The sequence below is a fragment of the Bradyrhizobium diazoefficiens genome (assembly GCF_016616885.1).
GTDB lineage: Bacteria > Pseudomonadota > Alphaproteobacteria > Rhizobiales > Xanthobacteraceae > Bradyrhizobium > Bradyrhizobium diazoefficiens_F.
This window is the reverse complement of record NZ_CP067102.1, coordinates 7,545,529-7,558,342: the sequence shown is the minus strand read 5'-3', so window position 1 is coordinate 7,558,342 and position 12,814 is coordinate 7,545,529. Positions and strand designations below refer to the sequence as shown.

The following is a 12,814-nucleotide window of genomic DNA, read 5'->3' as shown; positions in this document are numbered from 1 at the left end:
GCATGGGTCTTCTCGGCCTCTTCGTCGGGCTCGGCCTGCTCGTCCTGTTTGCCTTTCGCGGCTGGAGCGTGCTCCTGCTGGCGCCATTCGCCGCGCTCGTCGCCGCGCTGTTCGGTGGCGAGCCGCTGCTTGCGAACCTGACCCAGGTTTTCATGGTCAATGCGGCGGGATTTCTGGCGCAATTCTTCCCGATCTTCCTGCTCGGTGCCGTCTTCGGCAAGCTGATGGACGATAGCGGCGCGGTGACGGCGGTTGCTGCCTTCATCGCCAAGCGTCTCGGAGAGCGCCGCGCGATCCCAGCGGTCGTGCTGGCCGGCGCGCTCGTCACCTATGGCGGCGTCAGCCTGTTCGTCGCGTTCTTCGTCATCGTGCCGATGGCCCGCTCGCTGTTTCGTGCCGCCGCGATTCCGCGCCGGTTGATTCCGGCCACGATCGTTCTGGGCACGTCGACCTTCACCATGTCGGCCTTGCCGGGTACGCCCTCGATCCAGAATGCGATTCCGATGCCGTTCTTCGGTACGACACCCTTTGCCGCGCCGGGCCTCGGGATCATGGCCTCCCTCGTCATGCTCGGAACGGGATTGTGGTGGCTGCATCGCGCCGAGGCCAAGGCTAGGTACGCCGGGGAGGGTTATGGTGATGATGTCGCGGATGCGACTGATCGCGCCGCATCCGACGAGCTCGTGCGCGAACGCGCGACGACGGCACGGGAGTTCGATCCGGCGGAGATGAAGCACGGCCATCGCAGCAGCGAGCCCTCGCCGGTCGTGAGCGCCATCCTGCCGCTGATCGTCGTCGTGGCCGTCAATCTCACGATGTCTCTCGCGGTGCTGCCGCGGCTGGACGTCGGCTATCTCGCCGAGCAGCGTTTTGGCGAAACGTCGCTCGCCGCCGTCGCGGGTGTCTGGTCGGTCGCGGTCGCCCTGACCGCGGCGATCGTCACGACGATCGCGCTGAACTGGGCTCGCTTGCCGTCATTACGGCAGACCATGGATGCCGGCGCCAATGCGTCGGTGCTGCCGGCATTCAGTGTCGCGAGCCTGGTCGGATTTGGTGCGGTCGTGGCGGCGCTGCCGGCGTTCACGGTTGTGCGCGACTGGGTGCTTGCGATCGAAGGCGGCCCGCTGGTGTCGCTGGCGGTCGCGACCAACATTCTGGCGGCGCTGACCGGCTCGGCGTCGGGCGGCCTGACTATCGCGCTCGATGCGCTCGGTCAGACCTATGTCGAGCTCGCCGCGCGCACCGGCATCGACCTTGCGCTGATGCATCGTGTTGCGGTGATCGGTTCGGGGACGCTGGACATCCTGCCGCACAATGGCGCGGTAGTCAGCCTGCTCGCGATCTGCGGCCTGACCCATCGCGACAGCTATCTGGACATCGTGATGGTGGGTATCGTGACGTCGCTGCTGGCGCTGGTGGCCGTGATTGCGCTGGGAGACGCGCTGGGCTCGTTCTGAAGCGATTGACGCAGGCACGAAGGTTGCGTTGAATGCGGTCAACCGTCGGACGCAAAAACCGAGAAAGCCGGGTGGAAACGATGACGCCAATGAGGGCAACGCTGTGTGCTGGGCTTGTGGGGACGGCGGCGGCGCTGGGCGCGACCGGCGCGTTCGCGGCGACACTGGCCGAGGATGCGGATACCGTCTGCAAGGGTCTCGTCGGCGGCACCGATGCCGTCAAGATCGACGCCGCGACGTTTCAGGCCGCGTCTCAGCTCGCTATTGCCGAACGCGGACCGACGCCGTTGGGACGCATCACGCCGGCCAATCCCGCCTTCTGCAAGGTGCTCGGCCATATCGAGCCCGTCGATCCCAAGGCGCCGCCGGTGAAATTCCAGGTCAATCTGCCCGTCGAATGGAACGGGCGCTCGGTGCAATATGGCGGCGGTGGTTTTAACGGCGTGCTGATCACCGGCCTCGGTTTGCCGCCGGCCTATCCCTTCGACAAGCCGTCGCCGCTCGCGCGCGGCTTCGTCACCTACGGCACCGATTCCGGTCATGAGTCCAAGCCCGGCGAGCCGCCGCAGCTGTTCGCGCTGAATGACGAGGCGTTCGAGAATTTTGCCCATCGCGCCTACAAGAAGGTTCGCGATGCTGCGGTCGTGCTGATGCAGCGCGCCTACGGCAGGAAGCCGGACAAAATGTACTTCATGGGCTCGTCCGAAGGCGGCCGCGAAGGTCTCACCATAGCGCAGCGCTATCCCGACGATTTCGACGGAATCTTTGCGCGCGTACCCGTCATCAATTGGGTCGGCTTGCAGCATGCCGGTACCCGTTCCGGCCTCGTCACCATGGGCGAGGGCTGGATCAATCCGGCACAGGTCAAGCTCGTCGGCGATGCGGTGCGAGCGGCCTGCGACAAGGCGGACGGCTCCGACGACGCACTGATACAAAACCCTGTCGCTTGCAAGGCGGCGTTCAAGGTCGAGACATTGCGTTGCGCCGACGGCAAGAGCGGCGACCAGTGCCTCACCGACGCGCAAATCAAGGCCGTCGATACGCTGCATGCCACCTACAAATTCCCGTTCACGCTCGCCAACGGTCTCGACGACTATCCGGGCTGGGGCGTGTCGGGTGAGGATACGCCGGCGGTCGGGCCGACCGGCGGCTGGATGGCGTGGTGGCTCGGCGCCGCGCCGCCGGCGCAGCCGCCCGCGCCCAACAACGGCATCGCCTGGATCTATGGTGCCGGCGGCATGCAATATGTATTCGCGCGCGATCCCAAGCTCGACGTCACCACCTACAAGGTGGAGGACCACAAGGCGCGGCTGCTCGAGGTCTCGAGCCTGATGGATTCGACCGATCCCGATCTCGGCCGCTTCCGCGCCCGCGGCGGCCGGCTGATCATGCTCGAGCATATGGCGGACTATGCGCAGAGCCCCTATGCCGGCATCCGCTACTTCGAGAGCGTCGAGCGCAAGCTCGGCAAGGCCGAGACCGCGGAGTTCGCGCGGCTCTACACCGCGCCCGGCGTCGACCATGTCGGCTCCGGCGCGCCCGCCAATGTCGACATGCTGAGCGCGCTGGTCGACTGGGTGGAGAAGGGCACGGCGCCGGGCGACTTGGAAGTCAGCGAGCAGAAGGTCGAAGCGCCATCATTTGCCGTGACGCGCGCGATGCCGCTGTGTCGCTGGCCGGCTTGGCCGCACTACAAGTCCGGCCCTGTGACGGCGGCAGCGAGCTTCGCTTGCGCGCCGTAGGCGCAATGCGAACAGAGCATGATGGCGATGGATTTACCCCGCCGCCATGGCCTGTGCGCCGCCGAGCAATTGCGCGTTGAGCCGGCCGCCTGAGAACAGCATGTCGTCGAGCGCCTCGTCGATATCGGCTGACGTCACGGAGTTGCCGCCATCGCGCGCCAGGCTCGCCTGCGCCAGCCGCCGCATCAATTCCTTGATGAAAGCGCAACTCGTGCCCGCGCTGCGACGGGCCGCCTCAGTGATGACCGCGTCGTCGAGCGGCAACCCCTTGCCGTAGAGCCGGACCAGCTTGCCGCGGCTGGTCTCGTCAGGGAGCGGTACTTCGATCGCCTGATCGATGCGACCCGGGCGACCAGCAAGCGCGCCTTCGAGGTCCTCGGGCCGGTTCGTGGTCAGGACGAACAGGATGTCTGCATCCTCCTTCAGTCCGTCCATCTCGTTGAGGAGCTTGTTCAGCATGGATTCTTCACACGGCCCCATGTCGTCGCGATCGCGGGCGATGAGATCGACATCCTCGATCACCACCATCGACGGCTGCAGCAGCCGTGCCAGGCTCATATAGGCACCAAGAAGGCCGATCTGCTCGGCGGTGATGATCAGCGTCGTATGTCCGGGTAGGTGTGTCGCGAGATAGCGGATCGTATGGGTCTTGCCGGTGCCGGGCGGGCCGTACAGCAGGATGCCCTTGCGCGTCGACTGGCCAAGCCGGCGCAACTGTTCGCGGGTGCCGACGAAGGTCAGCACATTGCGGTCGAGCAGCCGCAAGGTTTGCTCCGGCAGGATCACTTCCTCGCGCGCGACCTGCGGCAATCGATGCACCGTGATGCCGCGCGACCGCCCGCGATAGTCGGAGTCGGCATCAAGCGACAGGATCTTGCCGCGATAGGTCCGTGCGGCGTGGACGGCCTCTTCCAACTCGCTGAAGCATTGCTGGACCAGGGCCGCACCTGCTGAGCCCGATGGCACCAGGATCTCGATCCGAATGCCCGGCTCGCGACTGTATTCGCGGTGGGCGCAGAGCAAAACCGCATAGCGGAGATGATCCTGCTCGCACAGCCATAGTCCATTATCCAGACACTTGACTGGACTCTTCTCGCCCACGTCGACGTCTGAATATTGCAGCGGGGCGATCGCGACCGCATAGCGGCCGCTCTGGAGGAGTCGCGAAATCGACAGCGTTTCGTAGCGCTGCTCCTCGTTCAGCCCGAACAACCGGGTGGCCTTGCCGAACAGCCGGTCGACCGCTGCCTGGACATCGACCCGCATGTGGCCAGGAAACTGGCGGATCGTGGTCACGAGTTTGCTGCGCGCCGTGGCGGCAAAGTGCCAATCAAGGACGTCGCAGGCAAAGTCGAAATTTTCTTCTTGTTCGTTCGAGGGCCCGTCCGCAGCCCGCATGCATTCGCCACACAGCCAGACCGCGCGGTTGCCGATCCGAACGTCCGTCTTCCCCTCAGGCTTGCCGCAGAGTTCGCAAGGAGTCTTGATCGCCTCAAGCGTGACCTGCAGCCGGTGGCCGGCCAGGCCGATGGATTGTTGTGTGGATTTGAAAAGGGCCTCGGCGACGGATTGCGGGTAAGGCCCGCAGATCGCCTTTTCCTTCTGCTCGATCTGAGTGATCAGTGCGGTCGCTTCACGCTCGGTCTTGCCGAAAACCTGACGGAGCAGATCCATCACGAATTGGTCCGGCGTATCGTCATCATTGTGAATAACGAGCTGGGTCGGCTGGCTCTCGCTCCGCATACTGTTCATCACGAAAGGTCTCCGGGACAATCTATGATAGAATAGAACGAATAGGGAACATAAAACCAAGCGGCCGTCAAGCGTGACGTCCGCGACAAATTGCAGTTGGACGCGAGGTCTAATGCGCGCCACCCCCGCCGCCGGCCGTCTTCACGCGCCGCGTCAGCAGCACGGGGCTCCCTTTTGACAATCCGATCCGTGTCGACTATGTATTTCGCATGCGAAATAAAGCGGACGCAGCGAGGCATCATCGGCTGATCTATCTGCTGAACGTCGCGCAACGGCGCTTGCAGCGCTGGATGGCGGCGCAGCCCTCAAGCGAGGTGACGCCGGCGCAGGCGGGGCTGCTGTTCATCCTCGGCAAGCAGGATGGCGTCCTGATGGGCGAGGCGGGCGCGGCGCTCGATATGGGGCCGGCCGGCATTTCCGGCCTGGTCGATCGCAGCGCTGCGGCGAGGCTGGTCGAGCGGCGGGCCGATCGCGAGGACGGCCGCGCCTGGCGCGTATGGCTAACGCCGAAGGGCCGCGCCGTGCTGGTGCAGGCGAAGACCGACGCGGCCGCGGTCAACGCGGCGCTGACGGAAGGATTTACCAGCGCGGAGATCGACGTCGTCGCGCGCTGGCTGACGAGCATTCAGGACAAGTTTCCAAGAGATCTGACAAGAGACCCAGAGAAATAGCAGGAGAGAACCATGACCGAGCATGTCCGGATCGAGAACCAGGATGGAATTCTCACGATCACGCTGGCGCGCCCTGACAAGAAGAACGCGCTGACGGATGCGATGTACGGCAAGCTCGCCGACACCATCGAATCCGCCGAGTTCGATCCGTCCGCGCGCGTACTGTTGATCCGCGGCGAGGGTGACATGTTCACCGCCGGCAATGATGTCGGCGAGTTTGCGGCCGTGGCGTCAGGCAAGTCCGAAGGCAGCCGTAACGTCGGCCGTTTCATCCAGTCGCTGGCGCGTTGCACCCGCCCGCTGATCGCGGCCGTGCAAGGCCGCGCCGTTGGCATTGGCACCACGATGCTCCTGCATTGCGACCTCGTCGTGCTCGCCGACAACGCGCAATTGTCGACGCCTTTCGTCGGTCTCGCGCTCGTGCCGGAGGCCGCGTCGAGCCTGCTGATGCCGGCGCGCATCGGTTATGCCCGCGCCTATGAGATGTTTGCGCTCGGTGAGACCGTGCCGGCCAAGGCCGCGCTGGAATGGGGCCTGGTCAACCGCGTGGTGCCGCTCGACAAGCTCGACGCCGAGGCGCTTGCGCTCGCCCAGCGTCTGGCCCGACAGCCGGCCGGTGCGCTCACCGCGACCAAGAAGCTGATGCGCAACGGCGAGGCGCTGGTGGCGCAGATGCTGGCGGAGGGCGAGCAATTCGGGCAGCGCCTGCGCACGGCGGAGGCGCGTGAGGCGTTTACCGCCTTTGCAGAGCGCCGCCCGCCGGATTTCACGAAGGTTTCGTGACGCCGCGGCCTGGTTAAGGGTCTGGCAAATCGGGAATTCCCCTCATTTGACTAAAACCTTAACCGAACATTGGCATGTCGCGGTGCAAGGTGGCCTCTCTTGGAAGAGCAGGCCCCTGACCCATGGCAATGTTTAAGAAATCGGTAAGTTCGCTTCTCCTGGTGTTGATGGCCTTGCTGGCGGCCGGTGCGCTCGCCAGCACGGCGATCCAGATGGTCGGGGCCTTCGGCCGCTACAGCGACAGTCTCGAGACCGCGCGGCTCGCCGCCGCCGACAAGGCGATCTTCCACGGCGTATTGTCGCTGCGCAACAATCGCGGCGACGCCCAGAGCGCGCTGCTCGGCGACGACGACCCACGCGCAAAGCTTGCCGAGGCCGAGAAGGCGGAGCAGGGTGGCTATGAAGGCGTCAGCGCCGCAATGGCCAGCGTCGCCTTCGCGCGGCGCGACGAGCTTGCGAGCACACTGAAGCAGCGCTGGGGCGAGGCCGCGCCGCAGTTCCAGTTGTTCTACGACGAAGCCAAACGTCCGCGCGCCGAGCGCAAGATCGAGCGGACCAATTCCTGGTACGACGCCGTCACCAAAGTCATCGAGACCGCGAACCTCGCCTCTACCGCGGTGTCGAACCGCGCCTGGATGGACGATCCCTTCATCGCCCGCATGATCCAGGTCCGCCGTCTCGCCTGGCAGGTGCGCGACCGCTATGGAATCCATTGTTCGGCGCTGCGCTCGAACGTCAACAGCAGCAAGCCGCTCGACGACGTTCAGAAGCGCACGGTGGCGCAATGGGACGGCACAATTGCCTCCGGCTGGTCCGGCATGGCCGAATTGCTGGCTGCGCCGGACGTGACGGCGGAATTGGTCACCGCGGCGAAGGACGCGCAGGCCAAGACCGACGGCGTCCTCAAGCAGATCGGCGATCTCACCAAGAATTTTGACGGCAGCGGCAAACCGGCGATGGCCGCCTCGGAATGGAACACGCTGTGCCAGTCGCCGTTCCCGCTGATCGTTGCTGTTGCAACCAAGGCGCTCGACCAATCGATCGCGCGCGCCGAGACGGTGCAGGCGAAGGCGCTGACCAATCTCGTGATCCAGTCGCTTGCCTTCCTGCTGGCACTCGCCGTGACGCTCGCCGGCGTGTACGTCGTGCGCAATCGCCTGATGCGCCCGGTGCGCGCCATTCTCGACGCCATCGCACGGATCAGCGCCCGTGACTATGCGACGCCGGTTCCGCAATCCCGATATCCCGACGAGTTCGGCACCATGGCCGCCGCGCTCGAAAGCCTGCGCGAGAGCGCGGCGACCGCGGAACGTCTGGGCCGGGAGCGCGAATCACAGCAGGCGCTGCAGCTCGCCCGCTCCGGTACCGTCGACGACGCGTGCCGAAGTTTCGACGACGCCGTGCAGGCGGTGATCCACAGCGTCGCCGCGTCGACCAAGGAGCTCGATGCCACCGCGACCGAAGTGCGCACGCTGGTGTCGGAATCGAGCAACCAGACGGCTGCGGTCTCCTCCGCCGCCGAGCAGGCCACCAACAATCTCGAAAGCATTGCGGCTGCGACCGAGGAGCTTTCGGCTTCTGTCGGCGAAATCTCCGCGCAGGTGCAGTCCAGCGCACGCGATGCGCGCGAAGCGGTTTCACAGGTGGAGCAGACCAATGCCACCGTCGAGATCCTCGACCAGACCGCGGGCCGCATCAGCGAAGTCGTGAAGATGATCCACGCCATCGCCGGCCAGACCAATCTGCTCGCCTTGAACGCCACCATCGAGGCCGCCCGGGCCGGCGAAGCCGGCCGCGGCTTTGCCGTGGTTGCCGGCGAGGTCAAGAGCCTCGCGGCACAAACCGCGACCGCGACCGAGGAAATCTCGCGCCAGGTCGAGGAGATCCAGGGCGCGACCGGGCAGGCGGTCGCCGCCATCCGTTCGATCGGCGGGGCCATCAGCGGCATTGACGAGAAGATGACCGCGATTGCGGCTGCCGTCGAACAGCAGCGCGCGGCCACCACCGAAATCTCGCGCAACTTCCAGCATGCCGCCCAGGGCACCCGTGAGGTCACCGATACCATCGGCAGCGTCGCCAAGCTCAACCAGGAGACCGGCAACGCCGGCACGGTGCTGTCCCAGTCCGTGACCAAAATGTCGGCCGACGCCGACCGTCTCCGCGTCGCGGTCGAGGGCTTCCTTGGCGCGGTGAAATCCGCCTAGGCTTTTGTTCCCTGTCCAACGGCACGCGGATCGGCATTGCCGCGCGTGCACGCGCCCTGTAAATGGTAGCGGTACCACGCTCTAACATGCCTCGCCGGCGCATCAAAACTAGCGGCAGGACGACAGGGAGATAATTTCGATGCCGGTCACCCCCCACAACGCCCAGCGCCCCTATCGCGGCGTGTTCCCGGTTGCGCCCACCATCTTCGACGAGCGCGGCGAGCTCGATCTCGAGGGGCAGCGCCGCTGCATCGATTTCATGATCGATGCCGGCTCAAACGGCATCTGCATCCTCGCCAATTTCTCCGAGCAGTTCGTGCTCACCGACGCCGAGCGCGAGAGCGTGATGCAGGCGGTGCTGGAGCACGTCGCGGGCCGCGTGCCTGTGATCGTCACCACCACTCATTTCAGCTCGGCGGTGTGCGCGGCGCGGAGCCAGCAGGCCGAGGCCGCCGGTGCGGCCATGGTCATGGTGATGCCGCCCTATCATGGCGCCACCTTCCGGGTGCCGGAGAAGGGGGTTGTGGAATTCTTTAGGGTGCTTTCGGGTGCGATCAACATTCCGATCTTGATCCAGGACGCGCCGGTGGCGGGCACGCCGCTGTCGGTCGAGCTGCTGGCGCGGCTGGCGCGCGAACTCTCCAACGTCCGCTATTTCAAGATCGAGGTCGCAGGCGCGGCGTCAAAGCTCCGCAGCCTGATCGAGGCCGGCGGCAAGGACATCGAGGGACCCTGGGATGGCGAAGAGGCGATCACGCTGCTCGCCGATCTCGATGCGGGCGCAACCGGTGCGATGACCGGCGGCGGCTATCCCGACGGCATCCGCCAGATCATCGATCCCTACTTCGCGGGTGATCGGGAGAAGGCGAAGGCCGCCTATGAACGCTGGCTGCCGCTGATCAACTACGAGAACCGCCAATGCGGCCTGATTGCCTGCAAGGCGATGATGCAGGCCGGCGGCGTGATCAAGTCGGATGCGGTGCGCCATCCGCTGCAACCGCTGCACCCGGCGACGCGCGCGGGATTGCTGGAATTGGCCAAGGAGCGTGACGCGCTGGCGTTGCGGTGGGGGAAGTAGGGCTCTCCGCCGTCATTGCGAGGAGCTCTTGCGGCGAAGCAATCCAGACTGCACCCGTGGACCGGCTCGCGCCACGACCACTCTCCGGGGTAATGGGTCCTGGTTTTCGCCAGGACGACGTCGGTAAAAGGCGCGTGTTGGACATGCCTCGTCCAAGTCCGTTTGGCTGAAGGCGTCGAATTGGCGCGGTTCGGGCGGTTTCCCGCGGCTCGGCGATGACGTATTGTACGCTCGCCAACCAGGCCACGGAGCATCTCAAGCCGTCGCGTCGCAGATGTTCATTATGCCGTTATCCCGAGCCAGGTTGGCGCGAGCCGAAAAAACAGGGAGGCAGTGCCATGACGATGAGGCCGGATCCCACCTTTCACGCATCGCCCAAGCTTGCGATGGATGCACCTGCGGAGAACTTTGCCTACACGTTGCTGCTCAGTCCGGATTTTTCAAAGCCGGATGCCCTCGCAGTCATCGACGTCAAGCCGGGATCGCCGACCTATAGCCAAATCGTCCACACCGTGCCGATGCCCAACAAGGGCGACGAGTTTCATCACTTCGGCTGGAATGCCTGCTCCTCCGCCTTGTCGCCGCTCGCCGGACACGCCTTCATCGAGCGGCGCTATCTCATCATCCCCGGGCTGCGCTCGTCGCGGATCTACGTCATCGATACCAAGCCCGATCCGACCAAGGCCAAGATCCACAAGATCATCGAGCCCGAGGAAGTCTTCAAGAAGACTGGCTACTCGCGGCCGCACACGATCCATTGCGGGCCGGACGGCATTTACGTGAGCACGCTGGGAGGCGGCGGTAAGGACGGCACCAACGGGCCTCCGGGCGTCTTCATCATGGATTGCGAGACGTTCGAGGTTCTTGGACGGTGGGAGATCGACCGCGGTCCGCAGATGCTGCATTATGACTTCTGGTGGAATCTGCCGCGCGATTACATGGTGACGAGCGAATGGGCGTTGCCGCCGCAGTTCGAGAACGGGATCGTCCCGGAGGATCTGCTGTCGAACAAATATGGCCATCGTCTCCACTTCTGGGATCTCCGCGCCCGGCGCAATGTGCAAACCATCGACCTCGGCGCCAATCATCAGATGGCGCTGGAGGTGCGGCCCGCGCACGATCCGGTTCGCGAGCACGGCTTCGTTGGCGTCGTGGTCGACACCACCAACCTCGAAGCATCGATCTGGACCTGGTGGCGCGAAGACGGAAAATTCCATGCCGAGAAGACGGCAACGATCCCTCCCGAACCCGCGCCAAAGGAGGAGCTCCCGCCGCTGCTGCAGGGATTTGGCGCCGTGCCGCCGCTGGTGACCGACATCGACCTGTCGATGGATGACCGGTTTCTCTATGTCTCGTGCTGGGGCACGGGTGAAATGCGCCAGTACGATGTGAGTGATCCGCGAAAGCCGAAGCTTGCGGGCTCCGTCCACATCGGTGGCATCGCGCGTCGAACCCCCCATCCGAACGGGAAGGCATTTGCGGCAGGTCCGCAGATGGTCGAGATCAGTCGCGATGGCAGGCGCGTGTACTGGACCAATTCGCTCTATTCCACCTGGGACGACCAGTTCTATCCCGATGGGGTTCCGGGCGTGGAGGTCATGGCCAATGTCGGTCGCAACGGCGGCATCGAGCTCGACAAGGACTATTTCGTGAGCTTCCCCGACGGATATCGCGCGCACCAGATCAGGCTCGAGGGCGGCGATTGTTCGACGGATTCCTTTTGTTACCCGTCGGTCTAGACGGGGGGCACGCGAGCCCGGCGCTTGGCTGGCTCTGGCTCGCTCTTGTTGCGAGTGGTCTCTACCACGGGGGCAATCCGGGAATGGGATGGCCGCTTGCCGTTTCGGCCGGGCTCATGGACAAGAGCCCACGCGCGCTGTTCCGTGCGTTGTGGGCTCTGTCGGCCGGGCATCTCCTGGCAACACTTCTCGTGCTGCTGCCATTCGCGTTCCTGCTCGTGCTGGCCGAGTGGCAGCGTTTGATCCAGCTGGGCGCGAGCCTTCTCGTCATCGGCTTCGGCGTCTATCGGCTGATCGCGCGGCGCCATCCCCGCGCGCTGGCACGAATTGCGCCAACGCAATTGGCGCTCTGGTCATTTGCCGTTGCCATTGCTCACGGCGCCGCCCTGATGCTCGTACCGATCTATCTCGGGCTCTGCCAGGCCTTCGAGCTCGATGCTGGCCATGAGGCGGCGGGTGCGCTGATGAAGGCAAGTCTCGGGATGGCGGTACTGGTGTCCTTGGTGCACGTTACCGCCATGGTCGGCGCCGGCGGATGTCTGGCCTGGCTGGTCTACCGCCATCTGGGATTGAGGTTCGTCTCGCGAAGCTGGTTCAATCTGGATGCAGTCTGGGCGGCCAGCCTCGTTCTGGTTGGCGCGGTGGCGCTCGCCTTCAATCTTGCGAGCTGGCGCTGAAATCTACCGCGTCAAAGCCCATTCGCCGATGATACGGAAGCGTGAGGCGGCATCATCCTGCCTGAACAGCGTGATGCGATCGATCGCGAGTGTAGCGAGCTTTAGCGTCGCAAATCTCGCCCGTAGCATCTCCAGAATCGGCCCGCGCCGCTCCGCATCGAGCCGCCCCGTCAGCGTCATGTGGAAGCGGAATTCTTCCATCACGTAAGGATAGCCCCAACGGTCGAGATAGTCGCGCTGCCGCTCGCCGAGCTTTTCGGGTTTTCGCCGCGCGCGCTCTTCCGCCGTCAGGGGCGGACGAAAGGAATCGAAATCGCGGACGCAGTCGGCTGCCAATTGCTGGAGCGCGTCGACCGGCTCTGCCGGAATGACGGCGATGAAGCCGCTGATGGTATCGACCACCGGCCGGATCACCGGCATCGGCCGCGCCTTTTCGGCGAATGCCGCACAGGCAGCCTTGAGCTCGGCCTCGGTCCTGCCGGGCGCCAGCGCCATCGGCGCCTTCAGCGTGCCGTGAAATCCGTATCTGCGGGGATCGGTGGTGATGTCGTGCCAGTCCGGCGCGACATCCAGGGCGGCTTGCGGAAACGAAACCTCGTCGCCCGTATAGGCATCATAGCCGAGCAGCTCGGCGCCGAAGCGGGTCAGCGCATGGTCGGCGCCGGCGGCAAAATAGATCGCGTAGCGGGGTAAACCTGTCATTGCCCGAGC

10 protein-coding genes are annotated in these 12,814 nt (G+C 64.9%); 8 read left to right on the top strand and 2 right to left on the bottom strand.

Annotation, left to right across the window (positions count from 1 at the left end):
• Positions 1-2: 2 nt before the first annotated feature.
• Both JJC00_RS35255 and JJC00_RS35250 read left to right on the top strand, forming a co-directional pair.
• Positions 3-1,457 (top strand): GntP family permease, encoded by a 1,455-nt coding sequence (locus tag JJC00_RS35255; protein WP_200470324.1) that lies wholly within the window; start codon positions 3-5, stop codon positions 1,455-1,457.
• Positions 1,458-1,537: 80 nt separating this feature from the next.
• Positions 1,538-3,199: a tannase/feruloyl esterase family alpha/beta hydrolase gene (locus JJC00_RS35250; protein WP_200470323.1), complete on the top strand. Its 1,662-nt coding sequence runs from the start codon at positions 1,538-1,540 to the stop codon at positions 3,197-3,199.
• Between the two features lie 33 nt (positions 3,200-3,232).
• Here the strand turns inward: JJC00_RS35250 and JJC00_RS35245 are convergent, their stop codons facing one another.
• Positions 3,233-4,951, bottom strand: coding sequence for an ATP-dependent Clp protease adaptor ClpS (locus tag JJC00_RS35245; RefSeq protein WP_246774313.1), 1,719 nt, complete (start codon positions 4,949-4,951; stop codon positions 3,233-3,235).
• Between the two features lie 209 nt (positions 4,952-5,160).
• Here JJC00_RS35245 and JJC00_RS35240 point away from each other — a divergent pair, with 209 nt between their 5' ends.
• The 6 genes from JJC00_RS35240 (at position 5,161) to JJC00_RS35215 (ending at position 12,103) form a co-directional block, all read left to right on the top strand.
• On the top strand, positions 5,161-5,622 hold the full coding sequence (locus JJC00_RS35240) for a MarR family winged helix-turn-helix transcriptional regulator (protein WP_200470322.1): 462 nt from the start codon (positions 5,161-5,163) through the stop codon (positions 5,620-5,622).
• 12 nt (positions 5,623-5,634) lie between these two features.
• Positions 5,635-6,405 (top strand): enoyl-CoA hydratase, encoded by a 771-nt coding sequence (locus tag JJC00_RS35235; protein WP_200470321.1) that lies wholly within the window; start codon positions 5,635-5,637, stop codon positions 6,403-6,405.
• A 122-nt stretch (positions 6,406-6,527) separates the two neighbouring features.
• A complete protein-coding gene (locus tag JJC00_RS35230; protein WP_200470320.1) occupies positions 6,528-8,609 on the top strand; it encodes a methyl-accepting chemotaxis protein in 2,082 nt (693 codons plus the stop codon).
• 139 nt (positions 8,610-8,748) lie between these two features.
• On the top strand, positions 8,749-9,687 hold the full coding sequence (locus JJC00_RS35225; RefSeq protein ID WP_200470319.1) for a dihydrodipicolinate synthase family protein: 939 nt from the start codon (positions 8,749-8,751) through the stop codon (positions 9,685-9,687).
• 338 nt (positions 9,688-10,025) lie between these two features.
• Positions 10,026-11,426: a selenium-binding family protein gene (locus JJC00_RS35220; protein WP_200470318.1), complete on the top strand. Its 1,401-nt coding sequence runs from the start codon at positions 10,026-10,028 to the stop codon at positions 11,424-11,426.
• A gap of 83 nt (positions 11,427-11,509) precedes the next feature.
• A complete protein-coding gene (locus JJC00_RS35215) occupies positions 11,510-12,103 on the top strand; it encodes a hypothetical protein (RefSeq protein ID WP_200470317.1) in 594 nt (197 codons plus the stop codon).
• Between the two features lie 3 nt (positions 12,104-12,106).
• Here the strand turns inward: JJC00_RS35215 and JJC00_RS35210 are convergent, their stop codons facing one another.
• Positions 12,107-12,805: a DUF1045 domain-containing protein gene (locus JJC00_RS35210; protein ID WP_200470316.1), complete on the bottom strand. Its 699-nt coding sequence runs from the start codon at positions 12,803-12,805 to the stop codon at positions 12,107-12,109.
• Positions 12,806-12,814: the final 9 nt, after the last annotated feature.